We start from the raw sequence: 26,208 nt of genomic DNA on the forward strand, positions 1-26,208 counted from the left end.
TCGACGCGGACCGAGCCGCTCTGCAGTCGATATGCTGTCCCCGGTCGGGGGACGCTCGCCCGGGTGCGCGCGGGCCCCATCCACGCTGATTTTCCTCCGACGAAAGGTGCCCCGTGGCCAGCGGCAATCCCGGATCCGTACTTGTGCTCTCGCTGGCACCCTTTCGCTATGCCACGCGCACTCGCAAAGCTTCTCGTTCCTATGCCGAGGCAGGGTACGCAGTCCGATTCCTGGGTATGCAGAGCGCAGGCCGGACGTCGACGCGTGTGAACGCTGGTGTTTCGAGCGTTGGTGCTTCGATCACCGCTCACCACGTGCGGGTGCGGCGACCGAAGATGGGCCTGTCGCGTGCGACCCAGGTCGACAACCTGCTGCTGTCCTACCTGCCGGCACTGTTTCGACTCTTCGTGGTTGCCAGAGCGACACCCGCGCAGGTGGTGCACGTCACCGGGGTGCACCTGATCCCGGTGGCTCTGGCCCATCGGGCCAAGTTCGGCTCGACGTTGGTCCTAGACATCAATGAGCGACCTGCCTCCGTCAAAGCGCGCGGCTCGCTCTTCGGTGCACTTAGCTGGATCGAGCCCACCCTCATCCGCGCTGCCGCACCGAAGGCGGGAGTCGTGTCGGTAGTCACACCGGGTCACGTCGCGCTCCTGCAGGATGGTCTGGGCGTCAGCGGGGCCGTTGTGGTCCGGAATGCCCCGCTGAGCAACTGGAGACACGGGTGGGTGGAGCCACCGCAGAGTCCGCCCCTGCGCATCGTGACGGTCGGGGCCCTGTTCCCGGGGCGTGCCTTCGAGATGATGATCCGCGCGGTGGGCCGCGTGCACCGTGAAACCGGAAACATCCTCCTGACGATCGTCGGTACCGGGCGGCAGGAGTACATCGCTGACCTGCGCGCCCTCATCGAGGCGGAGGACCTCCACGGAGTGGTGGAACTGCTGGACGGAGTCGAGTCCGACCAGGTGTCCGAGATGTATACCCGCGGCAACATCGGTCTGGCCCTGTACGAAGCGTCTGACCCTGGCAACGACTCCTTGTCGAACAAGATCATCGAGACGGTGGCGTCAGGTCGGCCGGTCCTCGCCGGGGACCTCCCGGAGAACCGGGCCTTCGTGCGCGAGCACGGGGTTGGTTGGCTCACGGCCGTAACGGAGGAAGGCATCGCCGAGGCTCTGCTGGAGATCGGCCGACTCCAACGCGGGGAGATCGAGCAACTTGCAGGTCACTGCTATCGAACCGCGGACGCGAAGTTGACCTGGGAAAAGGAGTTCGGCGCGGTCTTGGACCGTGTCGACTCCTTGCTTGCACACCGTAAGGTTCCCCGTGGTTGACGAACTCACGTCGGCGGATCTGCCTCGAGTCCTCGTCCTCTCCGACCTCTACCCGTCCCTCGGTCACCCGCAAGGGGGCTCCTTCGTCCTGGAGCGCGTCAACGCGCTCAGATCGCGGGGCGTCCAGGTGCAGCTTTTGGCTCTGAGGCCACGACCCAGCGTGGCCCTGCGCACCCTGTTGCGAGCCAGCGGTAGATCCCTGGGGAAGCCCATCGGGAGTCCCTTCGACGACGCGACCTTCCGTCTCGGCGTGGCCGACTACGTCAAGACCTCGCGGTGGGCCCCGACCCGCAAGCACGCACGTCGCATCGCCGACGCAGTGATCGCACAGGCCCAGAGCCCCGTGGACGTGATCCACGCCCACGGCATGTATCGGGCGAAGGCCGGCATCATCGCTCACGAGGTCTCGCAGCGCACCGGTGTGCCCTACGTCGTCACGCTGCACGGCAGTGATGTGAACGTCAACATGCGGCGCGACCCGGCTCGCTTCGTGGAGGCGCTCAGCAGTGCTGCCGCCGTCATCTACGTGAGTCAGGCCTTGCGCGATGCAGCCATCGCACTGGGGGCGCCGGCAGGCAATGCGCACGTGATCCCCAATGGTGTCGACACCGATCTCTTCACGCCCGGCCCCAAGGACGACACCTCTCCGATCGTCTCATTCGTCGGAGGGCTGGCGCCGGTCAAGGGAGCAGACCGCCTGCCACAGATTTTCCACGAGGTCGCCTCAGAAGTCGCTGCGGCCCGGTTCGAGGTGGTCGGCGCCGGTGCGCTGAAGGCACAGCTCGAGGAAGAGACGAAGGACCTGGACGTGACCTTCCACGGGCACGTCGACCGGGAGCGCGTCGCCGAGGTCATGGCCCGGACCAGCGTCATCGTCGTCCCCAGCCGTTCCGAGGGGTGGGGCTGCGTGGTCCTAGAGGCTCAGTCGGCCGGGGCCGTCGCCGTGGCCACCAGGGTGGGCGGTCTGATCGAGTCCGTGGGTGATGAGCGATTCTTGGCTCCGGACAGCGAAGGCGTCGAGGGGCTAGCTCCCCGGATTGTCATGGCACTCGACGAGCCGCGGTCGGGCCTCCGTGCCCGAGCGGAGACCTTCAGCTGGGGCCGTCTTGCGCTGCAGGAGGTCCGGCTCTACCAGGCCGTCGTCGGGGCGCGTGGCTGATGGGTCAGGATGCGCAGCGCCCGGGCTCGCCGATCCGGTCCATGTTTCGCCCGATCGACCTGCAGTCCCCCCCCGAGGCCCGCATCGCCACTCGAGGTGGACAAGCCCTGCTGAGTGTCGTCCTCCAAGGAGGTGTCCGCTTTCTCGCCAGTTTCCTCGTCGGGCGCTTCACCAACCCTGCCACCCTCGCGCTGGTGTCGAGCGGGATGTCTTTGGCCAACCTCCTCTCCTTGGCGTGGCCGACGACCGTCGGCGCAGGTGCGAGTCGATTCATCGCAAGGGCCCGGGGCGAGGGCAGCGACATCCAGGCGGTCGCCCACTTCCTCGGGACGCGGACGCTGCAGGCCAGCGTCGTGCTCAGCCTGTGCGCGGTGCCGATCTGGATGTTCCTCGGGGGATCACTGCCCGAGGGGCTCGTCGTGGGCCTCTTGGTGATCAGCTACTCGTGCTACGCCTTCACTCGGGGTGTCCACTACGGAGCCGGGCAGACGTCGCGTCAACTCAAGTGGGACACGCTCGCCAGTTCTCTTTCGATCGCCGGGGTGCTGCTCGTCCTGGTGACCCCTCTCCCCAACATCCTCGTGCTCGGCGCACTCTCGCTGTCGTACGGCGCCTACTCCCTCGCGTGTTGGCCGTGGAGGTCGCGTGGTGCGTTGGATGCGTCTGCCAAACGAGAGGTCGATGCCTTCGTGGCGTGGGGTTCGCTCGGCACGGTTGCCAGTGCCGGGTTTGCCCAGTTCGCCATGATCGTGGCCGTAGCCGTTGCTGGTCATGACGAGGCGGGGCAGTTCGCCGCGGCCATGGTCCTTGCTGCACCCGCGGCGATGATTGCCAACTCCTTGGCGCAGGTTCTCTTCCCCAGCATGGCGGAGGCCTTCGGTCGGGGAGATCGGTCTTCCGTCCACCGGCAACTCGACCACGCCACCCGCGTGCTGACAGCCGTCATGGTGCTCCTTTACGGCCTCGTCGTCGTCGGGGCACGGCCACTGGTGCACGGGCTCTGGGGGGCGGCCTACGCGGATGCGGCAATCCTCATCCCGCTCCTCCTGCTTCCCGGGATGATCCGGAGCATCGCATCCCCGAGTCAAGGAGCCATATCGATCTCATCCCGGGGCGGGATCGCCTATTCGAGCGTCACCAGTGTCGCGGGTGCCCTGGCCGGTGCGACTGTCTGGGTCCTAATGCCCAGCGCGTGGGGCGTCGTCGGAGTCGCGGCGGGGTATGCGGTGGGTACCACGCTCATCGCTGCCGTTCTGTACGTGCGGGCGTGGCGCCAGCATCAGCAGGGCTGGACCGTCCTGACTTCGGTGCTCATCGCGGGAACCATTACCATGGCCGTGCTCTCGTGGGAACTGAACGAACGTTCGCCGAGCCTGTGGGTGGATGTCATCGTGGCGCTGGCCTTCGCAGCCGGATGGTGCCTCCTCCAGCGCCGTCAGATCCGTCAGACGGTGGCCCTAGTTCGCCGGCGCGGGTGACTTGCCGGCCGCGTCGTCCTGACCTCGGGACTGCCGGGTGAGGACGACCAGGTAGCCGATGAGCAGCCACCAGCTCGGGTCGGCGATCAGTGAGCTGGCGACCACAGCACCGACGCAGATGGCGATAATCCCTGCGACCATCTCGATGCGTGCGGGGTCGACGAGTGCTTGTGACCGGTTGGGGGAGCGGAGAGCGGACGTCGCGATGACGGCGACGAGAGCAAATGCAGGCAAGGCCACGGGGAACCCGTACTCCGCGGCCATCTGCAGGAAGGTGTTGTGCGTCGCGAGGACGCTCTGGGAGGTCTCGAGCGCCAACCGCTCCTGAAATCCGGCGGGACCGATACCCAGACCGTCGGAGTCGAAGAAGTAGTGAACTGCGGTCTGGCTCAGGGAGACCCGAAGGTCGTCACTGCCGCCGGTACCGCCGGCGAAGGCGGTCGCCAGCCCGGCAGTGATCTGCTGGGAGAACACCGCCCACGTGGCGAGGGCGATCGTCACCAGCGTGAACAGCACCGGGACCTGGGTCTTGGGCGCCTGCATCATGACGATAACGAGGACCGAGACCACGATGACGACCAGACCGAGCACGCCGGCGCGACTGGTCGTACCCAGGATGACGAAGGCCATGGCGGCCAAGAGCGTCACGGCGAAAGGCTTGCGGATCCCCTTCGCCGACAGGGCCCAGCTCAGGACTGGGCCGGCGCAGCCGAGGAGGAAGGCAGCGAAGTTGTTGGGGTTGACGAAGCTGCCGATGAGCAGGCTGTCGTCGAAGCGGATCGTCTGGCCGGCCATCCGCCACAGGCTGACGCCCGTCGCGTACTGCCACAGCCCGATGGAGGTCAGGACGAAGGCCGCCAGGACGAAGCCTGTGCGCAGATGCTGGACCGTCGCGGCCCGAGCACTTGTCAGGCCGATGGCGACCCAGGCGCCGGCGATCGCGAGCAAGATGCCGGTCAGCTGGCGCTGGCCCACGCCGGGCGCGGGTGTCCACGACAGTCCAACGGCCCCCCAGACCGCGAAGGCGACGCTGGTGGCCAGGAGCAGCTTCGTCGCGAGACCTCGGTTGGGTGCGCGGGTCAGCATCATGAGGGCAGGTATCAGCGCCACTGCCGTGACCACGCGGTAGCCGTTGGCGGTACCGGAGGAGCCGGGCGATGCGGACACGAAGGACCCGAGGGCAGCGAGCGTAGGCATCGCGATGAGGGCCCTGCGGATCCACCGATCAGCGGGCCGTGCCGGCGCGGGGGTGTCGTCGGCAAATGCCGTCGAGCCGTCAACGGGCGCGGTCACCGCATCGTGGGTCCTGCCGGTTGCCATGGTCAGTCCTTTGCCTGGACGGAGACGTTGAACTGCTGGGCAAGTCTGCCAGCCATGGCACTGCGGGACTGATGAGCCGAGATCCACGCCGTCGCGGAGGCGCCGAGAGCCGCTCGCTCGGCATCGCTCAGGTCCGCCATCTGCCGCAGTCCCTGCCCCAGGCCGGTGGGCGGGACGGGGACGCCCGCTCCCGCTTCCGCGACGAGGTCGCTGACCAGTCCCGGGCAGTTGGTGAGGGTCGGAAGCCCTGCGGCCATGTAATCAAAGACCTTGTTCGGGCTCACCGCGCTCCGGAAGAGCTCGACGTCCGCGAGGACGTGGACCCCGATGTCCGCGGCGGCCAGCAGATCAGGGATCTCGTCCTTCGCGATGGGGTCCATGAACCGGACGTTGGTCAATCCTCGACGTTCGGCGTCGGCGCGCAGCGAGTCCTTGAGGACACCGCCCCCGACGAGGACCACGTCGACGTCAGCAGTCTTCGCAGCGCCGTCGAGCAGCAGGTCGAGCCCATTGGCCGGCCCGTGGGCGCCGGCGTAGACGGCAGTCAGTCGGTCGAAGCCGTAGCGTGCCCGCAGCTCATCACGTGGCGCGCTCGGCACGAAGTCCTCCGGGTCAGCGCCGTTGGGGATGTAGACGATCTTGTCCTCGTCGACGCCCCGGGCCACCAGCTCCGTGCGCGAGCCCTCGGCCATGATGACGATGGTGCGGGCCCTGGCGTAGAGGAACTCCTCCAGGACCGTGAGTGCCCGGTAGATCGGGGAGCTCTCGCTCATGTGGTTCATGTCGACGAGCACCTTGGGCCACAGGTCGCGGACCTCGAGGACAAAGGGGGCTCGTTTGAGGACGGAGAGGACCCAGGCTGCTAACGCCGCCAGGAGGTGGGGCGACGACCCGTAGACCACGTCGACGCGACCCACCCGCAGACCGCGCAAGGTCGCCGTGACGGCATAGCTCACCCAGTTGAGGATTCTGGAGATGCCGTTGCTCGAGTACCCAACCACGGGCACGGTGACGAAGCCGTCGCTGTCGCCAACCTTGCGTCCCGTCTGCGGGTTGAGATTGCTCGCGATGATGAGGTGCTCCCAGCCCTCCAGTCGGCTGAAGAGCTCGACGTGCCGGGTGCCCCCGGCCTCGCCACGCGGCGCTGCGAAGTGGTTGAGGACGAGGACACGGCGATTACGAGCCATGGGCCTGCGCCTCCATGTGGTGGGTGGTGCCGTCGAGGACGATCTCGACGGCGGCGCCATGCTCCGGCTCGACCAGCGTGATGCGCCCGCCGTCGAACTCGACCGCGTCGCGAGTGCTGGCTGTGAGAGCACGGGGTGACCCCGCGCCCCACACGGTCCACCCCCCGTCGGCGGTCATCTGGCGCCATGGGGACGGCTGCCAGTCGCCGTAGGTGTGGCTCATCCAGCCGGCGAAGGGAGCGTCCGACCCCGTGGTGGTCGGCCCGTCTGCGCCGACGAGCGAGGCGGCCGCAGGCCCCTCGGGGAGGGTCTGGACCCACGCCCGCGCGCCGCCGGGCAGGCGGTCGATCACCGTGACGCCGCGCTCCTCGACGAGCACCAGTCGCACACAGCGACCCTCGGCGAAACCGTCGTGCCAGACGGACAGCACCGTCAGGTCGGGAGTGTCGAGGTGTGCGTGCCCCGCGGGCACGGTGGGTCGCTCCCAGCGGAAGGCGCGGTGGGGGCCGAGGAGATCACCGCCTGACGGGCGCCATACCGGGTGGGCGGCCGTGGTCCTGAAGCCGTCACGGACCGCCAGCGGCCCGTTGTAGGTGCCCGTCCCGGGGTCCTGGATGACCCACTCGCCCTCGTGCTGGATCCAGACGGAGGACAGGTCCGCGTGCTGGTGCGACGGCGTCACGCCGCGCTTGAGCCAGACGGACCACTGGCCCCGACGGCCGCCCGAGAAGTGCCCGCTCGCCCAGGTGGCGGGGGACGCTTGGTTGTCCGCAAGGCGGGCATCGTCCGGCTGCGCGTACCACGCGAGCTCGTCGTATCGGTCCCACGCAGTGGGAGGGGTCGTGCCTCCGCTGAGGTGCAGCCCGAGCAGCGCGGCGCCGGCGACGTCACCGGCGGGGGCGGAGTCCGTGAGGACCCGCCCCTCGTCCCAGTCGCCGTACTGGGGGACCGCACCGTCGAGGACACCCAAGGCGAGGAGATGCTCCGACGACGTGCGCATCGCCGTGGTGATGTCGTCAGGTGCGCCCCCGACGAGGACACGGACGATGAACATCTCGAGGACGAAGCGGTGGTACGAGAGCGAGTCCTCGATCATCGACCCGTCGGGCAGCATGTGTCGTGAGAGCTGCTTGAGCATCAGTCGGTCGCCGATCGACTGCCACCGCTGCGAGCTCCGGTGCTCCGGGAAGAGCTTGCCGATCACGACCAGACCGAGCCCGTCGCCGAGCAGATGGTTGTTCTTCATGCTCGTCATCGTGTAGGGCAGCTCGACCATGATGTGCCGGGCACTGGCCACCAGCTGGTCGTCGAGCTCGGCTCTGAGTCCGCCGTGCAGGCGATTGCCGACGAGCCGCAGCACCTGGCTCCACGCGATCGCGCGCAGCGCGAGCTCGAGGCTCGAGTACCAGTTGACCCCCTCCTCGGGGCGGCACTCGCGGCACCACCGCACGAGCATCGACTCGAGCTGGGAGAGCCACGGTCCGTCCGGCTCGAGTGTCGCGGCCCGCGCCAGCACGACGAGGTCGCGGTGACGGGCAGCCTCCCAGACCCATTTGACGTCGGACAGCCGGGCGTCCGTGCGGATGTCGATCTGCCACCACGGAGTGTCCTCGGGCCAGCACCGCTGGGTCAGCGGGTCCATCGCCCAGCTCACCGATGCACCAGTTGCTGCTCGGGTGCCGAAGACTCGAGTGCCCTCGTCAACGACGAGGCGGGCATCCGCCAGACAACGCTCGCGGGCGACATCGGAGGCTGGCGTGTGGTGACCGAGGTCCAGAGGTTGGGAGCGGTGGCCGCCAGCGACGGGCCGAAAGAGGAACTTGTGGCCGTTCGTCCGCTTGGAGGCCTCGTAGACCGCACGCAGCGGAGCCGAGGTCCCCAGCGCCCGCACGTCCTTGATGACACTGGTCGGGGAAGGCACGTGAGACTCCTCAGCTCGTGAAGGGCTGGTCGCCGACACGCGTGTCGACTGCGGAGACGCTTCCCTCCTGGAGGGAACGCACGGCCGCCAGAGCGGCTGCGGTGCTCGCGATCGTCGCCCGGGTGTCGGCGGTGCCGTCTCGCTTGCCCGCCAGGACGTCGGCGAAGAGGCGCAGGTTTTCGACATGGCCCTTGCCGGGAGCCGAGAGCTTGACGTCCTTGCCGTCGATGGTGAGCTTCTGGAAGTCGTCGACGGCGACGCTGTGCCCACGGCCGAGGATGTCCAGGTGCTCCTTGGACGTGCTGGCGTGGCCGTGCTCGGCGTAGGTGATCGTCGCGATCGACCCGTCGGCGAAGCGCAGGGAGATCACCAGATCCTCCTGCAGCAGCAGCTCGGCTCCACCCGACCCGAAGGCCACGACCTCGCTCACCGGTAGCCCCACGACCCACGACGCCAGGTCGATGAAGTGGCAGACCTCGCCGAGGAGCCGGCCACCCTGGCGACGGTCCTTGTACCAGTGCGTCTCGGGCAACCGGCCGGCGCTGACCCGATAGGTGATGACGAGGGGCTCGCCCGCGCCGCCGAGCGCCTTCTTGGCCAGCTGGATGGCCTCGGAGTGGCGACGGTTGAAGCCGCCCCACAGGACGCTGTGGGAGGACTCGAGGCTCTCAAGGACCGACTCCAGCTCCTCCTCGCTCAGGGCGAGCGGCTTCTCGACGAAGACGTGCTTGCCCGCTGCGAGTGCGTCGGACGTGATCTGGGCGTGGGAGTCGTGGCGGCTGAGGACGAAGACGGTGTCGACGCTGTCCATCGCCAGCATGGCGGGGACGTCGGCGACCACCTGAGCGATGCCGTGACGCTCTGCGAGGTGACGGGCGGTCAGGCCGCTGTTGGAGGTGACCGCGGCGGCCGAGGGCAGGCCGGCCTTCTTCATCGCGGGGAGGAAGGTCATCTTGGCGTAGTTGCCGGCGCCGACGATGCCGGATCCCGTGTGGCCGGCAGCGACCGGACGAAGGGAGATCGGCTCGCGACCGACAGCCCGGCCGGGATACGTGAACTGCACGGCGAGTGCGCGGGGATCCTCGCCGATGGTTTCGTACGCGCGCTCCGCCTCGTCGATGCCGAAGACGTGCGTGACGAGGTCGTCAACCCGCAGTCGTCCCGAGGCCACGAGGTCGAGGTAGGCCTCGATGTTGCGACCCTCCGTCCAGCGGACATGGCCGACTGGGTAGTCGATGCCGTACTCCTCGTACGTGCGCTCGTAGCGGCCGGGGCCGTAGGAGCGCGCGAAACGGAGGTCGACCTCCTTCATGTAGAAGGGGGTCCGGGCCAGCTCGACGCCCACGTCACCGACGACGACGACCGTCCCGCGGTCACGGACCCGCTCGACGGCGGCCATGACCGGGTCGGATGACTTGGTAGAAGCCGTGACGAGGACGGCGTCGACACCGCGACCACGCGTGTGCGCCGTGATGGCGTCCGTCGTCTCCTGACCCGCCTCGACGAGGCCGATGGCTCCGGCGTCGGCTGCCAGATCCACCGTCCAGTCGCGCAGGTCCACGCCGATGACCTTCAGGCCGCTGGCCAGAGCCATGCGGGCGGTCAGCTGCCCGACGAGGCCGAGGCCGACCACCGCGACGGTCCCGCCGACCTGCACGTCCGCCTGTCGCAGACCCTGCATGGCGATCGCCGCGACGGCACCGAAGGCGGCAGCCTCGTCCGTGACGCCTTCAGGGATCGGCACGGCGAGGAGGGAGGGAACAACCTGGGCCTCGGCATGACCGGCGGAGGCGGTGGCCACCCGCGTGCCAGCGGTCAGCCCGTGCACGGACGAGCCGACCTCGAGGACGACACCGGCTGCGCTGTAGCCGAGGGGCATGTCCTCGTCGAGGCGGGTACGCACCGCCTGCACGGTGTTGCGCACCCCCTCGGTGCGCGCCTTCTTCAGGACCTGCCGCACCAAGTCGGGGCGGGCTTTGGCCTTGTCGATGAGGCTCGAGGAGGCCAGCTCTCGCACGGCTTTCTCGGTACCCGTCGACAGCAGGGATCGGGTCGTGCTGACGAGCACCTCGGCCGGGCCGCACGTCGGGGTGGGGACCTCGACGACGCGGAGGCTTCCATCGCCGATGGACTGGACGACCTGCTTCATTCGGATGAGTCCTTTGTGAGGGGTCTGGCGGGAACTCCGACGACCGTGGAGTCGTCGATGACTGAGTGAGTGACGCAGGCACCGGCGCCCACCGTCACTCCTGCACCGAGCGTCAGTTGCTGCAGCACGGTCGAGTTGGCTCCCACGAGGGTATGTGCGCCGATGGTGCACTCACCCGAGAGGGTGGCATTGGGGTTGATGCTCACGAAGTCGTGACAGACCGCGTCGTGGCCGAGCACGGCGTGACCGTTGAGGTGGACATGCTGCCCGAGGAGGACGTTGGTCCCGATCGACACCCCGCCCAGCACGATCAGGCCCTCGCCGTGGCGGAACTGGCTGCCGACGATGGCGGTCGGATGGACGAGTGGGGGGAAGTAGCGCCCGGGCGACGCCAGCGCAGAGACGATCGCCGAGCGCGCCCGCGGGCTACCGACTCCGACGGCAACCGCCGTACCCGTAGGGGTGACGCTGAGTGCACCCAGGTGAGCGACGTCGAGTGCGCGCAGACGCGCGAGGTTGACCTGGGACGGGGCGTCGTCGACGACGCCGAGCAGTCGCCACGTCGGGGTCACGGAGTTGATCGCGCGGACGACGTCGACGGTTTCGCGGCCGAACCCGCCGGCGCCGACGATGACGAGGTCACGCATCAGTGGCCCCGGGAGCCCATGAACTCCGGCATGGTGACGTCGCCTCCGGCAGAGATCCCGTCGCGGCGGAGCACCTGGAGCACCGTGCGGAGGATGATCCGCACGTCGAGGGCCAGGTTGTGCTTGTCGACGTACTCGACGTCGTACGCAAACTTCTGCTCCCAGGAGATCGCATTGCGCCCGTTGACCTGGGCGAGGCCGGTCAGGCCCGGGCGGACGTCGTGGCGACGGGCCTGCTCGGGGGAGTAGCGGTCGAGGTACTGCACGAGGAGGGGGCGAGGGCCGACGACAGAAAGGTCCCCCCGGACGATGTTCCACAGCGTCGGCAGCTCGTCAAGGCTCGTGCTGCGCAGGAAGGTGCCCAGCCGTGTCATCCGGTCGGCGTCCGTCACGAGACCGCGCTCGGGATCCGGGAGCAACATCGTGCGGAACTTGAGCATCTCGAAGACCTCACCGTTGAGGCCGGGGCGAGCCTGACGGAAGAGCACCGGTCGGCCCAGCTTGATCCGGATGGCGATCGCGGTGATGGCTTGGACCGGCAGTGACAGGATCAGGGCGGGTCCGGCAACCAAGAGGTCCAGGGCGCGCTTGCCGCGATAGCTCATAGGGCGCCGACCACCTGCGTGAGTGAAGCGATGACGCGGTCGATCTGGGCGTCTGTCAGGGCGGGGCCGCTGGGCAGGGTGACCCCTCGGGTGAAGAGGTCTTCGCTGACTCCGGTGGTGAAGGAGCGGGCGCCCGTGAAGACGGGCTGGAGGTGCATGGGCTTCCAGAGGTGGCGGACTTCGATCTGTTGGGCGGACATGGCCTCAACGATCTTGTCGGCGGGGGTGGTGGTTTCGAGGCTCGTTCCTCGCTCCTCAACCACCGGGGAGTGGCCGCTTCGTCGCTCCTCAGGGAACGACGGAGTGGGGTCCTCAAGAACAACGGTGGTCAGCCAGCAGTTGTCGTCGGAGTCGTCGCGGGATGCGTCGTCGCGGCCGAGGAAGCGCAGGGGCAGCTCTGTGAAGGCGGCTGCGTAGCGGTCGCGGATCTCTCGACGGCGGGCGATCATCCCGTCAAGGCGCTGCAACTGGCCGCGCCCGAGAGCCGCCAGCACGTTGGACAGGCGGTAGTTGTAACCGATCTCGGTGTGCTCGTACCACGGCACGGGCTCACGGGACTGGGTCGACAGCTTCCGTGCGTGGTCGATCAGGTCCGCGTCGTTGCTCAGGAGCATGCCACCACCGGAGGTGGTCATGATCTTGTTGCCGTTGAAGGACAAGGCGGCAGCCCGGCCGAAGGAGCCGGCGGCACGGCCGCCCAACGAGGCGCCCAACGACTCCGCTGCATCCTCGAGAAGAGGGACGCCGAGCTCGGCCAGCCCGGGCTCGAGCACCGAGTAGTCGACAGCCCGGCCGAAGAGGTCGACGGGGATTGCCGCGACGACGGTTTCGCCCTCAGCCTGGAGGGATCGCACTGCGTCGAGCATGAGCTCTGCGTCCACGTTGCCGTCACTCGTCAGGCTGTCGACGAAGACCGGATCTGCTCCGGTGTAGACCACCGCATTGGCTGTCGCCGCGAAGGTCATGCTTGCCAGCACCACCTTGGTCCCCGGGCGAGCGCCCAGATGGAGGAGCGCGAGATGCAGGGCCGCTGTGCCCGAGCTCAGCGCGAGGGCGTGCTCCACCCCGACCCGCTCAGCGATCTCGCCCTCGAAGGCGTCGACGTGGGGCCCGAGGGGAGCAACCCAGCCCGAACGCAGGGCGTCCAGGACGAACTCCTCCTCGACATCGGAGACCGATGCCTGGGACATCAAGATGCGTTCGCTCATGCGGTGGTGACCTCGTGGTTGCCTCGCAGGCCCTCTGCGCGCATGTACTGAACCGTGTCCTCGGCGGAAGTGGCTGCCAGTACGTCTCCCGGCCGCAGGGCAGTGACGTCGACGTGACTCACGAGCGGGTGGGCGGATTGCTGGATGTCCTCTCCGGGGGTGAAGAGCTCCTCCGAAAGCTTCTCTCCAGGGCGCAGGCCGGTGTACACGATCTCGATGTCGTCGCGCCCGGACATGTCGATGAGGGTGGTTGCCACGTCGTTGATCTTCGCCGGAGTGCCCATGTCGAGCACCATGACCTGGCCGTCGGCACCGATCGCGGCCGCCTGCAGGACCAGCTGGCACGCCTCGGGGATGAGCATGAAGTAGCGCTCGACCTCGGGGTGGGTGACGGTCACCGGGCCGCCTGCCTCGATCTGCGCCGTGAAGGCGGTGATCACCGAACCCCGTGAGCCGAGCACGTTGCCGAAGCGGACGCTGACGTAGGTGTTGTCGTCTCGCGCGGCGAAGTCGGACGTCAACCTCTCCGTCAGGCGCTTGCTGTAGCCGAGGACGCTCGTCGGGTTTGCTGCCTTGTCGGTGGAGACGTTGACGAATGTCTCGACCCCATGATCGAAGGCCGCCTGCAGGACGTTGAGTGTGCCGAGCACATTGGTCTTCCACGCCTCCATCGGGTAACGCTCCAGGAGCGGGAGGTGCTTGAGCGCCGCGGCGTGGAAGACGACCTGCGGCTGGTGCTGGGCGAAGATCTCTTGGAGCCGCGCCGGGTCGCGGATGTCAGCGAGGACGGTGTCGTCGCCGTCGAGCAGACCGCGCCCCGACATGCTGATCTGGGTGGCGTGCAGGGCGGACTCGTCGCGGTCGAGCAAGAGCAGCTTGCGGGGTCCGAACTTCGCGATCTGGCGGCACAGCTCTGAACCGATCGATCCACCTGAGCCGGTGACGAGGACAACCTTGCCGTTGATCGACTCGGCGATGGCTGCGGAGTCGAGCTCGATCGGGCGTCGCCCCAGAAGGTCGGCAAGATCCAGGGCGCGCAGGTCGCGACCGGTCGGGCGGCGGAAGAGCTCGCTCGTCTGGGGGAGGACGAGGACGTCGAGGTCGGCGTCGCGCGTGAGCTCGCGGACCTCAGCCAGGAGCGAGGAGTCAGCGGAAGGAATGGCCACGGCCACGGTTGACGCATTGGTCTGGTCGGCCAAGGCAGCGATGTCGTGCCGCGTACCTCGCACGCGTACCCCGTCGATGCTCAGGCGAGCCTTGGCCGGGTCGTCATCGACGAGCGCGACCGGCAGAAGACCCGCCTTGGGGTCGCGGAGCATCGTGCGCACGAGCTGCCGGCCGCCCTCACCGGCGCCGAAGACGATGACTCGCCGATCGTCGGCGTCACCGCGGTGCCGAGCCCGTCGCGTGCGCAGCACGGTGCGAGCGGCCAACATGGCCATGGCGGCGACCAACGCAGAGGTCAGCGGTACCGAGCGTGGGACGAGCTGCACAGGAAGCACCGCATTGATCACCAGCCCGAGCAAGCCGACCATCATCGCCGTCTTCGTCAGGTCGACGATCTCCTCGAATGACCCGCGGGAGTGACCGACTGCGTAGGGGCCAGCGACGCTACCCAGTGCGAGGTAGGCCGCGGCCGCGGAAATCGCGAAGACCAACGAGGTGCCGGCGAAGGCTTGGGTGAAGCTGAAGTCGAATCGGAGAAAAACCGCGGCCACCGTCGCCGCGACCCACAGACCCCCATCGACGCCAGCCCATCGCCACCGGTCCGACATGGAGGTCGCTCCAGCCCTGCCCACTATCTGTGTCCTCCCTCGCGCATGCCAACGGCCGTCCTGTTGGGGCGTGCGGGCTCATCGTATAGGTGATTCAGGGCACCTTCAGCCGCGTCTCGCACACCCGATACGTGGGCGGCAGGACCCGATCCGACTGCCGCCCGACCTATACTTGCCGACGGCCGACGCGCACGACAATGGGGGGCGCGACACCGACGAGGAGACCGTGTGACGCTGCAAGATCTGTGGAAGCTGACCCGTCGACAGTTCGTCGTCATCGGTGTCGCTGCGCTCGCCGGACTCCTGCTCGCCTTCGTATGGATGAGCTTGCAGCCCAAGGTCTACACCGCGACCGCCGCCGGCTATGTCACGGCCGGAGGCGGCTCGAGCATCGGCGAGTCCTACTCCTCGCAGACGCTGGCGCAGCAGAAGGCCAAGGCCTACGTCACCCTCTTCACCAACCGGCGCGTGACCGAGGCGGTGATCAAGGACCTCGGCCTCGATGCGACACCACAGGCTCTGGCATCTCGGATCACGGCCACCGTGCCCGAGGAAGGGGTCTCGATCAGCGTGACCGCTTCAGGGCCCTCACCGCAGGAGGCGAAGTCGATCGCCGACTCGGTCGTCACGGCCGCAGCGGCGGAGGCCAAGCGAATCGAGGAGTCCGGGCCGACCAGGCGGGTCGTCCAGGCGGACGGAAGCACCCGCACGGTCAAGTCCCAGGCTCAGGTGCTCATCGAGCCCAACGAGTCGGCGATCCTGCCCACCTCCCCTTCGTCGCCGGACCCCACGCGCGTCCTGCCCCTGGGCCTCCTGCTCGGCCTGCTCATCGGCTATGGCGTCGCCGCGGTCAGGCACTACAACGACACCAAGCTGCGGCACGTCGACGACGTCGAGGAGACGGCGGGCGCAGGCGTGCTCGGGGTGCTGCCGATGAGCAAGGACCTCGGGTCGGAGCGCGGAGAGGCTCGCCGGTCAAAGGCATTCCACGAGCGAGAGGCGCTGCGCAAGCTGCGCACCAACCTGCGCTTCGTCGACGTCGACAACCAGCCGCGCTCGATCGTCGTCACCAGCGCCAACCAGGGCGAGGGCAAGTCGACGGTCGCAGCCAACCTTGCGACCGTGCTGGCCGAGTCGGGGGAGCAGGTCGTGCTCGTCGACGCCGACCTGCGGCGCTCGGCCGTGGCCCGAGCCTTCGATCTCGACGGGGACGTCGGGTTGACCGAGGTGCTCGCCGGCACGATGCCGCTGCCCGACGCGCTCCAGGACACCAACGTGCCCGGTCTGCAGATCCTCGCGGCGGGGGCTACCCCGCCCAACCCGTCAGAGCTGCTCGGATCGCACCGGATGGAGCAGCTCATCGAGGAGCTCAGCCACGGGCACTTCGTCATCCTCGATGCGCCGCCGCTGCTGCCGGTCACCGACGCCGTCCTGCTCACCCGCAGCGCGGACGGCGCCGTGCTCGTCGTCGCCGCAGGCCGGACTCACAAGGAGGCTCTGGACCGGGCCGCGGCATCCCTGCGAGGGGTGGGCGCCAAGGTGCTCGGTGCCGTGCTCAACCAGGCGTCGACCAAGAAGGTCGACCGGATCCGCTACGGCGACGTCGAGTACGGCCACGTCACGTCCTACGAGAAGGAGTACGTGGCCGAGGCCGACGGGGCGGTCAGTCGTCGGGATGTCAAGGCTGCGCGGCGCGGACGCACCTGAGCGTCGTGCCGACGGTCGTCAGCGTTTGGTGGCGCGGCCGGGCAGGCTGAGCTGTCGCTTCCCTCGCCGCTCCGACCTGGGAGCGGTCTCGGGGTCGTAGTAGCCGTAGTAGCCAGCGCCGTAGCCTCCGGCCGACTTGTGGCCGACGCGGTTGAGGACGAGCCCGAGCAGGGTGTTGTCGACGCCGCCCATCGCCTCGAGCGTGGCCTTGAGCTGCTCCTTGCGCACGATCGTCGTGCCGACGAGGACGATGACTCCGTCCACCTTGGTGCTCAGCACGACGGCGTCGGTCACCGGGAGGACTGGGGGCGTATCGATGAGCACGTAGTCGAAGCGCGTCGACAGGTGGGTGAGTACGCGGCTCATGGCGTCGGAGGCGAGCAGCTCGCTCGGGTTGGGCGGGATGGCACCCGCGCCGATGACCTCGAGGCGGTCCTGCCCGTAGGGCTGGAGCACGTCGTTGATGTCGGCCCGCTCGATGAGCACGTCGGTCAGGCCCGCTGCCCCCTCCAGGCCGAGGTACTCGAGCAGACGCGGGCGCCGCAGGTCACCCTCGATGAGGCAGACCGTCGAGCCGGACTGGGCCAGGGTCAGCGCCAGGTTGGCAATCGTCGTCGACTTGCCCTCGCCGGGGATCGACGAGGTGAGCAGGATCGTCCGCGGGTGGTTGGCCGCGTCGAGGAACATGAGGTTGGTCCGCACCGCGCGGAATGCCTCCGAGCGCGGGGAAGAGGGGTCCGACTCGACGATGAGCGGCTCCTTGCCGGCGCGCGGGTCGTAGTGGACCGCCCCGATGACCGGCTCCTCGGTGATCTCCTCGACGTCGTCGTCGGTGCGGACCGTGGTGTCGAGCAGGTGCCGCAGCATCGCCAGGCCCAGGCCGAGCAGGAGACCCAGGGCGACGCCGAGCGCGAGATTGCGGGCGGGCACCGGGCTGGTGGGGGTCTCGCTCGTCGACGCGGGCTCGACGAGCGAGACCTTGATCGGTGAGGTGCGGTTGGAGCCCTCGGGCCGCTCGACCTCGGACACGACCTGGGGGAAGGTCTCGCCGATCGCGGTGGCGATCTCCTGCGCGTGGGCCGGGTCGGTGTCGGTCACCGCGACCTCGAGGATGACCGTCTCCGGGGGAGTCGTGATCGTCAGCTGGCCGGCCAGGTCCGAGGTCGTCGTGTCGTCGCCGAGCTCCTCCACGACCGGGTTGAGTGCCCGGGGAGTCTTGAGCAGCTCGGCATAGGACTTCACCCGCTGCTGGGTGAAGGTGCTGCCCTGCTGCAACGCGGCGGTATCGGAGCCCGACACCGACACGAAGAACTGCGTCGACGAGGTGTACCTCTTCGTCTGGAGCGCGGTGACGGCAGCGGCGAGGCCGACGACGACAAGGGTCGTGACGACGATCGTCACCCACCGCTTGCGCACGATCCTCAGGTAGTCCTGCAGCTCCACGCTCGGTGCCTCTCTCGGGTCGCAAATGATGACAGCAAACGCGAGTCTGGCACAGGGGCCACCATCCGGCAGGATGGCCCCATGAGCGTGCGCATCATGACTGTCTGCACGGGCAACATCTGCCGATCGCCCTATGTCCAGCTGGCCCTCGGACACGCCCTCGAGTCCGTGCGGCCGGGAGCCTTCGAGGTGGTGAGCGCGGGGACACAGGCGCTCATCGGCAACCCGGTCGAGCCGGGCAGCGCCTCGATCCTCGACGCGAAGGGCATCACCCACGACCACTTCGCTGCGCGGCAGATCAGCGAGCGCATGCTCGACGACATCGACATCGTCCTGCCGCTCGAGGTGAGCCACCGCAAGATCGTGCTCTCCTACTCGCCGCGTCACCTCAAGCGGGCCTACACGGTCAAGGAACTCGCCCGGCTGCTCGACTCCGCTCACGAGCGCGAGCCGTGGACGCAGCGGCTCGCCGGTCTGACCACACCCGAGGAGCGGTGGGCGGCGCTCCCTTCGCACCTGGCGCGCGAGCGAGGGCTGAGCCGCGCTCCGGAAGGGGCGGACGACATCGACGACCCCTACCGTCAGCCCCAGGAGGTCTTCGACCGGATGGCCGCTGAGGTCGACGCGGCGGTGGAGCGGATCGTCGCCTTCGAGCGGCAGTTCGATTAGCGAGGGGTCGGGGCTGGTTTCGAGGCTCCTTCGTCGCACCTCAACCAGCGGGGGGCTTCTTCGTCGCTCCTCAACCAGCGTGGGGCTTCTTCGTCGCTCCTCAACCAGCGGGGGGCTTCTTCGCGGCAGCTCAATCAGCGGTAAAGCGGGCGCGGTTGTTGCCTTCCTGCTGACGGTCGGGCCGCCGGCGACGAATGTCGGGCCGGGGCCGCTGGGGTACGTCTGGGTGCTGCTCGTGCTCACGGGTGCGCTCTGGTGGTTAGCCGCTGCCGGGCACGGGCGTGGGGGAGTTGTCCGTGCCGAGGTGTGGGCTGGGGGCGCGCTGCTCGCGTGGCTCTGGCTGTCGCTGCTGCGGTCCGGGGAGCGGTGGGACACGGCTCTGGCCGCCACGGCGCTGGCGACCTTGGCGCTGCTCACCGCATGGGCCTGGGCTCGGGCGATCGAGCCTGAGGAGAGGCAGCAGGGGCTCGTCCTGGTGCTCGGGGCGGCAGCCCTCGGGACGGCGCTCGCGGCGTGGGTGGTCCCGCTCGTCCTCCACCAGAGCGTCGGGTGGCGGCCGGGGCTGCCGATCGGTGGAGCCTCCAACAACGCGGTCGGCCTGACCCTCGTGCTGGCCGGTGCGCTCACCGGGCGGCGGCTGTGGCCCGAGCAGCGGTGGCTGTGGCTGGGCGTCGCTCTCGTCGCAGCGCTGCTCATCGTGCAGAGCCTGTCGCGTGCGGCATGGGTGCTCGCGCTCGTCCTCGTCGTCGCGGCGATCGTGCGACACCGCCACTGGAACCTGCGGTGGGGCGGGCCGGCCGTCCTCCTCGTCGTCGCCGTCGTCCTCGGGGAGCTCACCCGACGGCGCGGGCTGAGCCTTCTCGTCGACGAGTCGCGCTGGCACAACGCGACCGTGGGTGTCGAGGCGTGGTCGGGGTCGGTCGGCACGGTGCTCTTCGGCCTCGGGCCGATGCGGATGTGGCCGTGGATGGAGCTGGAGCGCGGCCGGCCGGGGGAGCAGTTCGACGGGCCGCTGCAGTACGACGGGCCATGGGGAGCGGTGCTCTACCACGCCCACTCGACCTATCTGGAGCTGCTCGTCGAGTACGGGATCGTGGGGCTCGCGCTGCTGGTCGTCGTGCTCGCGCTCGTCGTGCGGCGGTGCGTGCTGGAGATCCGGCGGGGCGGGCAGCTCGTGCTCGTCGCGGTCGCGGTGCTGCTGGCGCTGCCGGCGATGTTGGTGGAGACCTATCTGCTGCGGGGGTTTCCTTCGGCGTGGCTCTTCTGGTGTGCGGTGCTGGTGGTGGGGGCTGGTTTCGAGGCTCCTTCGTCGCACCTCAACCAGCGCGGGGCTGCTTCGTCGCACCTCGACCAGCGGTAGCTCGTCGCACCTCGACCAGCGATAGGCCGTAGGTTCTGAGCATGTCGAAAGCATGGAGCTCACCGGTCGTGGTCGGGGCGGCGCTGCTTGCGCTCGTGCTGGCGGTCGGGGGCGCGTGGGTCTGGGTCTTCGCCGAGCAGGGCACGGCGCCGGCCGGGGCGACTGCGGCAGCACCCCCTTCGTCCTCGTCGGCGAGTACGACGCAGGCTGACACCGAGCCGACCTGGACCACGGACGATGCGCGCGATGCGCTCGCCGGCGACGGGTCGCGGGTGCTCGTGCTCGGGGACTCGACCGGCAACGGCAGCGAGGACTGGGTGAGCCAGTGGGGGCAGCAGGCCCAGATGCCCGTCGCGCTCTGGGACACGGCGGGCGAGGCGGGCTACGTCGACGAGACCGAGGAGACGCGGATCTGGTCGGGCGCCATGAACAGGGGCACTGCCGACTACCCGCTCGACCACGACGCGATGTGGCCCGCGCAGGACCCGGACCTCGTGCTGCTCAACTACGGCCACTACGAGGAGTCGGGCGACGCCGCAGCGGAGGGGCTCGAGGAGCTCAGCGAGCAGGTTGCCGACCGCTACCCCGAGGCGCCGGTCGTCGTCGTCCTGCAGAACCCGCAGGCCGACGACGCCAACGAGCCGACCCGCACCGCCATCGCCGACTGGGCGGAGGGCGCGGGGCTGCCGACGATCGACGTCGCGGCGGCCTTCGAGGACGCAGATTCGGCGCAGGAGCTGCTCGACGGTGAGATCAACCCGTCGGTGGCGGGCTCGCAGTTGTGGGCGGAGACAGTGGCGGAGGTGCTGGGGTAGGGGCGGGCTTCGAGGCTCCGCAGGGTCTCGAGGCTCGTCGCAGAGCTCCGCCCACGCGGAGCGTGGGACCCAGCACCTCGACCAACGGGGGCTCCTATGTCGCTCCTCAACCAGCGGGGGCTCCGCAGGGTCTCGAGGCTCGTCGCAGAGCTCCTCGCACCTCGACCAACGGTTAGAGGCAGAGCTCCGCCCACGCGGAGCGTGGGACCCAGCACCTCGACCAGCGGAGGGGGTCAGGCGAGCAGGTCGAGGAGGTACTGGCCGTAGCCGCTCTTGACGAGGGGCTCGGCGCGCTGACGCAGGCCGTCGTCATCGAGGTAGCCCATGCGCCAGGCGACCTCCTCGGGGCAGCCGATCTTCAGGCCCTGCCGACTCTCGAGGGTGCGCACGTAGTTGCTCGCGTCGTTGAGCGCGGCAAAGGTGCCGGTGTCGAGCCAGGCCGTGCCGCGGGGGAGCACCTCGACGTGCAGGCGACCCTCGTCGAGATAGGTGCGGTTGAGGTCGGTGATCTCCAGCTCGCCGCGCGCGGACGGGCGCAGCCCGCGGGCTCGCTCGACGACGGTCTCGTCGTAGAAGTACAGGCCAGGGACGGCATAGCGGGAGCGCGGGCGGGTCGGCTTCTCCTCGAGGTGACGGGCCCTCCCTTCGTCGTCGAAGTCGACCACGCCGTAGGCGGACGGGTCGGCGACCTGGTAGCCGAAGACCGCCGCGCCCTTGATGTCGTCGAAGTGCCGCAGCTGGGTGCCCAGGCCCGGTCCGTAGAAGATGTTGTCGCCGAGGACGAGGGCCGACGTGTCGCCGGCGACGTGCTCCTCGCCGATGACGAAGGCCTGCGCCAGCCCGTCGGGGCTGGGCTGCTGGGCATAGGTGATGGTGATGCCGAACTGGCTCCCGTCGCCGAGCAGCCGCTCGAACTGGGGGGCCTCGTGCGGGGTGGTGATGACGAGGACCTCGCGGATGCCGGCGAGCATGAGGGTGCTCAGCGGGTAGTAGATCATCGGCTTGTCGTAGACCGGCACGAGCTGCTTGGAGATGCCCTGGGTGATCGGGTGGAGCCGGCTGCCTGTGCCCCCCGCGAGGATGATGCCGCGCATGGAGGGAGCCTAGCGAGCCGCTGGAGGGTTAAGCGGGCTCGATGAGCCCCTGCTCCAGCGCCCAGGTGCGGAAGCCTCCGCTCCCGAAGGGCAGGTGGTACTCGCCCGAGATCAGGTCGTCGGCGAGTGCCTCGACCATGGCCACCGTGAGCTGCTCCTCGCGGATGGCCTGACACAGGAGCGGCAAGGTGGCCGTGACGTTCAGGCCCTCGGACTCGCCGATGGCGTAGGCCTCTCGGTCGTCGAGGACCAGCTCGTAGCCGTGCACCTTGCCCAGCGCGAGGACTCCGCACTCGCCGCGGTTCCGGTCGCCCACGGCCAGCCGACGCTCATAGTCGGCGAAGGCCATCACGACGGCCAGGTCGTCACTGCGATCCACCCGGATCCACTCGGCGTCCAGCACTTGCTGAAGCTCGGGAACGTCGGGCACCTGACGCCGGATCTCGCCGTCGACGCTGTCCGGGATGAGGACTGGTCGGCCCGCAGCGAGAAACTTGAGAACTCCGAGCCAGCCGTGTTGGGCGAAATGACGCATCGGTCCCGTATCGAAGACGAGCGCGTCGTCCCCTGCCGTCACGACACAAACTTCCACAGCTCGTTTCGGGACCGGGTGCGGATGGGCGGCAGGTCGTCCTCCGAGTAGGTGCCGTGAAGCAGCTCCAGCGCTCGCGCTCGGCTGATGCGCTCGTCCTTGATCGCCTGGATGACCGCACGCTGATATCGGGCCGGCAGGCTCACCTCCTCCATGTCCTCAGGGACAAGGAGGTTGAACTCGATGATGTCGGCCTTCGTCGTCTTGCTGCGGCGGATGGCCGTGAGGTCCTCTCCGGAGGCGAGGCCAACCTCGTCGAGTCGGCGCGCAAGGGTGGCCATATCCACCCGGAACTCGCTCGCCACGATGACGGCCCGGTCGCGAACGCCGTGAGACGTGAGTCGAGCCCAGCTGTGACGAAGCCCCATCTCGGGAAGCAAGAGCGAGCGGGCAAATCGGTCGAGCTTGGACTCGATGCCAGACCCGGACTGGTCGCTCACGCGCCAGTCGATGGTGTAGTCGTCGGCAACGACGAAGTGCCCCAATTCGTGGGCCAACGCCAAGCGGCGGCGTCCTACCTTGTTGTGGCTGTTGATCAGACTCACCGCTCCACGGCGGAGCAGGATGGTGCCTGCGTCGGCGGTGTCCACTCCCAGGTCGGCGGAGAACGCCAAGAGGCCGAGAGAAGCACACGCGTCCACGAGGTCGCGGATGGGGGACTCCCCGTCCAGGCCCAGCCCCGAGCGGACCTGCGCCGCCAAGAGGTCCGCCTCGGCCATCGAGGTGGGGTGGTCGAGCGGCGGATCAGTCTGCGCCGGCAAGGGCAGTGCCTCGGGGGCCAGGTCGTGCAAAAACTCGACATCTTCGGCGATGCGAGCCAGTCGACGGTCTATCTGGGAGTCGACGACTTCGAGGCCCTGATGGGATCGGTGCGAGACGAGAGCCGGCAGGGGTTCCTCGAAGAAGGTGGCCATCCGGACGCCCAGTGCGCCTGCGATCTCGGACAGCTCGATCGCCGTCACCCGGCGTTGGCCGTTCTCGATCTTGTTGATCACGGTCCGGTCGAGCCCCACGAGGCGCGCCAGTTCACCTTGGGCCATGCCAGCGCGTTGCCGACTCTCGCGGACGCGCACGCCGAGGGTGTTCTCGTCGAGATCTGCCATGTGTGCGAGTTTCGCACACATTCAAACTTTGCGTCTGGGCGATCTGTAGCCTCCGACTATGGACCTCACCATCGAGCGCACCCGCATCCCGGGGCTGCTCGTCGTCCGGCGCCCGGTGCAACGTGACGCGCGGGGGTGGTTCACCGAGTCCTGGCAGCGAACCAAGATGGTCGCGGCGGGGCTGCCCGACTTCGGGCCGGTGCAGCACAACGTCTCGCACAACGCCGCGCGCGGCGCGACCCGCGGCGTCCACGCCGAACCCTGGGACAAGCTCGTCACCGTCGTCCACGGCCGGGTCTTCGGCGCGTGGGTCGACCTGCGGGCGGGCGAAGGTTTCGGCGCCACCGTCACCCTCGAGCTCGACGAGAGCACCGCCGTCTTCGTGCCGCGCGGCGTCGGCAACTCCTACCAGGCCCTCGCCGACGAGACCGTCTACTCCTATCTCGTCAACGAGCACTGGCGCCCCGACCTCACCTATCCCGCGCTCGCCCTCGACGACCCCACCGCCGCCATCGAGTGGCCGATCCCCTTGTCGCAGAGCGAGATCAGTGACAAGGACCGGGCCAACCCGCGGCTGGCGGAGGTCACCCCCTTCGTCCCGCGGCCGGCGCTGGTCCTCGGGGGCAGCGGGCAGATCGGCTCGGCCCTGCGCCGACTCCTGCCCGACGCCGTCGCGCCGGGCCGCGACGAGCTCGACCTCACCGACCCCGCCGCCGTCGAAGCCCTCGATCTCACCGCTCACGACCTCATCATCAACGCCGCCGCGATGACCGCCGTCGACGCCGCCGAGACCCCCGACGGCAGCCGGCTGGCCTGGCGGCTCAACGCCGAGCTGCCCGCCCAGCTCGCCCGCCGCGCCGCGGCCGCCGGCGCCACCCTCGTGCACTACTCCTCGGACTACGTCTTCGACGGGCAGCGCGAGGTCCACGACGAAGGGGAGGCCCTCACCCCGGTCAGCGAGTACGGCCGCACCAAGGCCGCCGGTGACCTCGCCGTCGGCGTCGCCCCGCGCCACTACGTGCTGCGCACGTCGTGGGTCGTGGGCGACGGGGGCAACTTCGTGGCGACGATGGCCCGCCTGGCGGACGAAGGGAGGTCCCCTCGCGTCGTCGACGACCAGTGGGGCCGGCTGTCCTTCGCCGACGAGATCGCGGCGGCGACGCTCCACCTCGTCGCGAGCGGGGCCCCCTTCGGCACCTATGACGTGACGCAGGCGGGGGAGCCGATGACCTGGGCGGCGATCGCCCGCGAGGTCTTCGCGCTGCGGGGACGCTCGCGCGACGACGTGACCGCGGTGACGACCGCCGACTACGAGGCCGGCCTCGGTGAGCGGGTGAGCGCCCCGCGGCCGCGGCACTCGACGCTCGCGCTCGACCGGCTGGTCGCGACGGGGTACGAGCCCGCCGATCAGGTGGCGGCGCTGCGGGACCACGTGGTGTCGAGGCTCGTTCCTCGCACCTCCACCACCGGGGGTGGTCCGCGCACCTCCACCAACGTTGGTCGAGGTGCGAGCGCCAGCGAGCCTCGAGACCAGGGGGTGTCGGGGCTCGTTCCTCGCACCTCCACCACCGGGGGTGTTCCTCGCACCTCCACCACCGGGGCAGAAGGGGAGGGGAACTGACATGCGGGTGCTCGTGACCGGGGGAGCCGGGTTCATCGGGAGCAACTTCGTCCACCAGACGCTGGCGACGCGGCCGGACGCGGAGGTGACCGTGCTCGACGCGCTGACCTACGCCGGGTCGCGGACCTCGCTCGACGGGGTGCTCGACGACGTGCGCTTCGTCGAAGGCCGGGTCGAGGACGGTGAGCTCGTCGACCGGCTCGTGGGGGAGGCCGACGTCGTCGTGCACTTCGCCGCGGAGTCGCACAACGACAACTCGCTGGCCTCGCCGGGGCCCTTCGTCCAGACCAATGTCGTCGGCACCTACGAGCTGCTCGAAGCCGTCCGCCGCCACGACGTGCGCTACCACCACATCTCCACCGACGAGGTCTACGGCGACCTCGCGCTGGACTCGCCGGAGCGCTTCAGCGAGGCGACGCCCTACAACCCGTCGAGCCCCTATTCGTCGACGAAGGGGGCCAGTGACCTCCTCGTGCGGGCGTGGGTGAGGTCCTTCGGCATCGAGGCGACGATCTCCAACTGCTCCAACAACTACGGGCCCCGCCAGCACGTCGAGAAGTTCATCCCGCGCCAGGTCACCGAGCTCATCGACGGGCGCCGGCCGCGGCTCTACGGCGACGGGCTCAACGTGCGCGACTGGATCCACGTCGACGACCACAACAGCGCCGTCTGGGCGATCATCGACCGCGGGCAGCTCGGCGAGACCTATCTCATCGGCGCTGACGGCGAGGTCGACAACAAGACCGTGGTCGAGTCGGTGCTCGACCTCATGGGCCGCGAGGCCGGCGACTACGACCACGTCACCGACCGGCCCGGGCACGACCGGCGCTATGCCATCGACTGGACTCGGCTGCGCGAAGAGCTCGGGTGGCAGCCGCGCTACCGCGACTTCCGCTCGGGGCTCGCCGCGACGATCGAGTGGTACCGGGCCCACGAGGACTGGTGGCGCCCGCACAAGTCCGCGACCGAGGCCCGCTACGCCCGGAGCGAAAAGGTGCTGTGATTCCCCTTCGCCCTCGGT

At 69.0% G+C, this 26,208-nt stretch carries 21 protein-coding genes; 9 read left to right on the forward strand and 12 right to left on the reverse strand.

Annotated features, from left to right (window positions below; translation table 11 throughout):
• The first annotated feature begins 113 nt into the window (after positions 1 to 113).
• The 3 genes from H7A72_RS03925 to H7A72_RS03935 are packed head-to-tail and all read left to right on the forward strand — an operon-like array spanning position 114 to position 3,971.
• Complete coding sequence (locus tag H7A72_RS03925) at positions 114 to 1,334, forward strand: glycosyltransferase (protein WP_185221705.1); 1,221 nt, start codon at positions 114 to 116, stop codon at positions 1,332 to 1,334.
• A complete protein-coding gene (locus tag H7A72_RS03930) occupies positions 1,327 to 2,493 on the forward strand; it encodes a glycosyltransferase (protein WP_185221706.1) in 1,167 nt (388 codons plus the stop codon). Before H7A72_RS03925 ends, H7A72_RS03930 begins: the two co-directional genes overlap by 8 nt.
• The gene (locus tag H7A72_RS03935; RefSeq protein WP_185221707.1) at positions 2,493 to 3,971 is read left to right on the forward strand and encodes a lipopolysaccharide biosynthesis protein; all 1,479 of its coding nucleotides are present in this window, start codon (positions 2,493 to 2,495) and stop codon (positions 3,969 to 3,971) included. The genes H7A72_RS03930 and H7A72_RS03935 overlap by 1 nt, the downstream gene beginning before the upstream one ends.
• On the opposite strand, the gene H7A72_RS03940 is transcribed toward H7A72_RS03935, so the two are convergent.
• Genes H7A72_RS03940 through H7A72_RS03975 form a run of 8 tightly spaced genes read right to left on the reverse strand, consistent with a single transcriptional unit; the run spans position 3,951 to position 14,783 of the window.
• Positions 3,951 to 5,291, reverse strand: a complete 1,341-nt coding sequence (locus H7A72_RS03940) for an O-antigen ligase (protein WP_185221708.1) — start codon at positions 5,289 to 5,291, stop codon at positions 3,951 to 3,953. The genes H7A72_RS03935 and H7A72_RS03940 overlap by 21 nt on opposite strands.
• 2 nt (positions 5,292 to 5,293) lie before the next feature.
• Entirely contained in the window at positions 5,294 to 6,478 is a 1,185-nt protein-coding gene (locus H7A72_RS03945; RefSeq protein WP_185221709.1) for a glycosyltransferase family 4 protein, read from the reverse strand.
• Positions 6,468 to 8,399, reverse strand: a complete 1,932-nt coding sequence (locus tag H7A72_RS03950; RefSeq protein WP_185221710.1) for a heparinase II/III family protein — start codon at positions 8,397 to 8,399, stop codon at positions 6,468 to 6,470. The genes H7A72_RS03945 and H7A72_RS03950 overlap by 11 nt, the downstream gene beginning before the upstream one ends.
• 10 nt (positions 8,400 to 8,409) lie before the next feature.
• The gene (locus H7A72_RS03955; RefSeq protein WP_185221711.1) at positions 8,410 to 10,548 is read right to left on the reverse strand and encodes a bi-domain-containing oxidoreductase; all 2,139 of its coding nucleotides are present in this window, start codon (positions 10,546 to 10,548) and stop codon (positions 8,410 to 8,412) included.
• Positions 10,545 to 11,195 carry an acetyltransferase gene (locus H7A72_RS03960; RefSeq protein WP_185221712.1) on the reverse strand — a complete coding sequence of 217 codons (651 nt, stop codon included), beginning with the start codon at positions 11,193 to 11,195 and terminating at the stop codon, positions 10,545 to 10,547. Before H7A72_RS03960 ends, H7A72_RS03955 begins: the two co-directional genes overlap by 4 nt.
• A complete protein-coding gene (locus tag H7A72_RS03965; protein WP_185221713.1) occupies positions 11,195 to 11,800 on the reverse strand; it encodes a sugar transferase in 606 nt (201 codons plus the stop codon). Before H7A72_RS03965 ends, H7A72_RS03960 begins: the two co-directional genes overlap by 1 nt.
• Positions 11,797 to 13,008, reverse strand: a complete 1,212-nt coding sequence (locus tag H7A72_RS03970) for a DegT/DnrJ/EryC1/StrS aminotransferase family protein (RefSeq protein ID WP_185221714.1) — start codon at positions 13,006 to 13,008, stop codon at positions 11,797 to 11,799. Before H7A72_RS03970 ends, H7A72_RS03965 begins: the two co-directional genes overlap by 4 nt.
• Positions 13,005 to 14,783 (reverse strand): nucleoside-diphosphate sugar epimerase/dehydratase, encoded by a 1,779-nt coding sequence (locus H7A72_RS03975; protein WP_185221715.1) that lies wholly within the window; start codon positions 14,781 to 14,783, stop codon positions 13,005 to 13,007. The genes H7A72_RS03970 and H7A72_RS03975 overlap by 4 nt, the downstream gene beginning before the upstream one ends.
• 228 nt (positions 14,784 to 15,011) lie before the next feature.
• Between H7A72_RS03975 and H7A72_RS03980 the strand changes: the two genes are divergently transcribed.
• Positions 15,012 to 16,490: a polysaccharide biosynthesis tyrosine autokinase gene (locus H7A72_RS03980; RefSeq protein ID WP_185221716.1), complete on the forward strand. Its 1,479-nt coding sequence runs from the start codon at positions 15,012 to 15,014 to the stop codon at positions 16,488 to 16,490.
• Positions 16,491 to 16,508: 18 nt separating this feature from the next.
• Here the strand turns inward: H7A72_RS03980 and H7A72_RS03985 are convergent, their stop codons facing one another.
• Positions 16,509 to 17,933: a polysaccharide biosynthesis tyrosine autokinase gene (locus H7A72_RS03985; protein ID WP_185221717.1), complete on the reverse strand. Its 1,425-nt coding sequence runs from the start codon at positions 17,931 to 17,933 to the stop codon at positions 16,509 to 16,511.
• A gap of 81 nt (positions 17,934 to 18,014) precedes the next feature.
• Here H7A72_RS03985 and H7A72_RS03990 point away from each other — a divergent pair, with 81 nt between their 5' ends.
• The 3 genes from H7A72_RS03990 (at position 18,015) to H7A72_RS04000 (ending at position 20,777) form a co-directional block, all read left to right on the forward strand.
• Positions 18,015 to 18,602 (forward strand): low molecular weight phosphatase family protein, encoded by a 588-nt coding sequence (locus tag H7A72_RS03990; protein ID WP_185221718.1) that lies wholly within the window; start codon positions 18,015 to 18,017, stop codon positions 18,600 to 18,602.
• A gap of 226 nt (positions 18,603 to 18,828) precedes the next feature.
• On the forward strand, positions 18,829 to 19,962 hold the full coding sequence (locus H7A72_RS03995; RefSeq protein ID WP_185221719.1) for an O-antigen ligase family protein: 1,134 nt from the start codon (positions 18,829 to 18,831) through the stop codon (positions 19,960 to 19,962).
• A gap of 41 nt (positions 19,963 to 20,003) precedes the next feature.
• Positions 20,004 to 20,777: an SGNH/GDSL hydrolase family protein gene (locus H7A72_RS04000; protein ID WP_185221720.1), complete on the forward strand. Its 774-nt coding sequence runs from the start codon at positions 20,004 to 20,006 to the stop codon at positions 20,775 to 20,777.
• A 233-nt stretch (positions 20,778 to 21,010) separates the two neighbouring features.
• Here the strand turns inward: H7A72_RS04000 and rfbA are convergent, their stop codons facing one another.
• From rfbA to H7A72_RS04015, 3 genes are read right to left on the reverse strand one after another with little or no spacing between them, the layout of a single operon-like run.
• Positions 21,011 to 21,871 (reverse strand): glucose-1-phosphate thymidylyltransferase RfbA, encoded by an 861-nt coding sequence (gene rfbA / locus H7A72_RS04005; RefSeq protein WP_185221721.1) that lies wholly within the window; start codon positions 21,869 to 21,871, stop codon positions 21,011 to 21,013.
• A 28-nt stretch (positions 21,872 to 21,899) separates the two neighbouring features.
• A complete protein-coding gene (locus H7A72_RS04010; protein ID WP_185221722.1) occupies positions 21,900 to 22,448 on the reverse strand; it encodes a nucleotide-binding protein in 549 nt (182 codons plus the stop codon).
• Positions 22,445 to 23,566 (reverse strand): helix-turn-helix domain-containing protein, encoded by a 1,122-nt coding sequence (locus tag H7A72_RS04015; RefSeq protein WP_084449333.1) that lies wholly within the window; start codon positions 23,564 to 23,566, stop codon positions 22,445 to 22,447. The genes H7A72_RS04010 and H7A72_RS04015 overlap by 4 nt, the downstream gene beginning before the upstream one ends.
• A 58-nt stretch (positions 23,567 to 23,624) precedes the next feature.
• On the opposite strand from H7A72_RS04015, the gene H7A72_RS04020 reads away from it, so the two are divergent.
• Positions 23,625 to 25,187 carry a bifunctional dTDP-4-dehydrorhamnose 3,5-epimerase family protein/NAD(P)-dependent oxidoreductase gene (locus H7A72_RS04020; protein WP_185221723.1) on the forward strand — a complete coding sequence of 521 codons (1,563 nt, stop codon included), beginning with the start codon at positions 23,625 to 23,627 and terminating at the stop codon, positions 25,185 to 25,187.
• Position 25,188: 1 nt separating this feature from the next.
• Complete coding sequence (rfbB, locus tag H7A72_RS04025; protein ID WP_185221724.1) at positions 25,189 to 26,190, forward strand: dTDP-glucose 4,6-dehydratase; 1,002 nt, start codon at positions 25,189 to 25,191, stop codon at positions 26,188 to 26,190.
• Positions 26,191 to 26,208: the final 18 nt, after the last annotated feature.

Source organism: Janibacter sp. YB324 (genome assembly GCF_014217915.1).
GTDB lineage: Bacteria > Actinomycetota > Actinomycetes > Actinomycetales > Dermatophilaceae > Janibacter > Janibacter indicus.

Excerpts from the sequence above, each read along its gene's own strand:
- H7A72_RS03935 (WP_185221707.1), top strand. The coding sequence starts at position 2,493 with ATGGGTCAGGATGCGCAGCGCCCGGGCTCGCCGATCCGGTCCATGTTT.
- H7A72_RS03940 (WP_185221708.1), bottom strand. The coding sequence starts at position 5,291 with ATGGCAACCGGCAGGACCCACGATGCGGTGACCGCGCCCGTTGACGGC.
- H7A72_RS03945 (WP_185221709.1), bottom strand. The coding sequence starts at position 6,478 with ATGGCTCGTAATCGCCGTGTCCTCGTCCTCAACCACTTCGCAGCGCCG.
- H7A72_RS03955 (WP_185221711.1), bottom strand. The coding sequence starts at position 10,548 with ATGAAGCAGGTCGTCCAGTCCATCGGCGATGGAAGCCTCCGCGTCGTC.
- H7A72_RS03960 (WP_185221712.1), bottom strand. The coding sequence starts at position 11,195 with ATGCGTGACCTCGTCATCGTCGGCGCCGGCGGGTTCGGCCGCGAAACC.
- H7A72_RS03965 (WP_185221713.1), bottom strand. The coding sequence starts at position 11,800 with ATGAGCTATCGCGGCAAGCGCGCCCTGGACCTCTTGGTTGCCGGACCC.
- H7A72_RS03970 (WP_185221714.1), bottom strand. The coding sequence starts at position 13,008 with ATGAGCGAACGCATCTTGATGTCCCAGGCATCGGTCTCCGATGTCGAG.
- H7A72_RS03975 (WP_185221715.1), bottom strand. The coding sequence starts at position 14,783 with ATGTCGGACCGGTGGCGATGGGCTGGCGTCGATGGGGGTCTGTGGGTC.
- H7A72_RS03990 (WP_185221718.1), top strand. The coding sequence starts at position 18,015 with ATGAGCGTGCGCATCATGACTGTCTGCACGGGCAACATCTGCCGATCG.
- H7A72_RS04000 (WP_185221720.1), top strand. The coding sequence starts at position 20,004 with ATGTCGAAAGCATGGAGCTCACCGGTCGTGGTCGGGGCGGCGCTGCTT.
- rfbA (WP_185221721.1), bottom strand. The coding sequence starts at position 21,871 with ATGCGCGGCATCATCCTCGCGGGGGGCACAGGCAGCCGGCTCCACCCG.
- H7A72_RS04015 (WP_084449333.1), bottom strand. The coding sequence starts at position 23,566 with ATGGCAGATCTCGACGAGAACACCCTCGGCGTGCGCGTCCGCGAGAGT.
- H7A72_RS04020 (WP_185221723.1), top strand. The coding sequence starts at position 23,625 with ATGGACCTCACCATCGAGCGCACCCGCATCCCGGGGCTGCTCGTCGTC.
- rfbB (WP_185221724.1), top strand. The coding sequence starts at position 25,189 with ATGCGGGTGCTCGTGACCGGGGGAGCCGGGTTCATCGGGAGCAACTTC.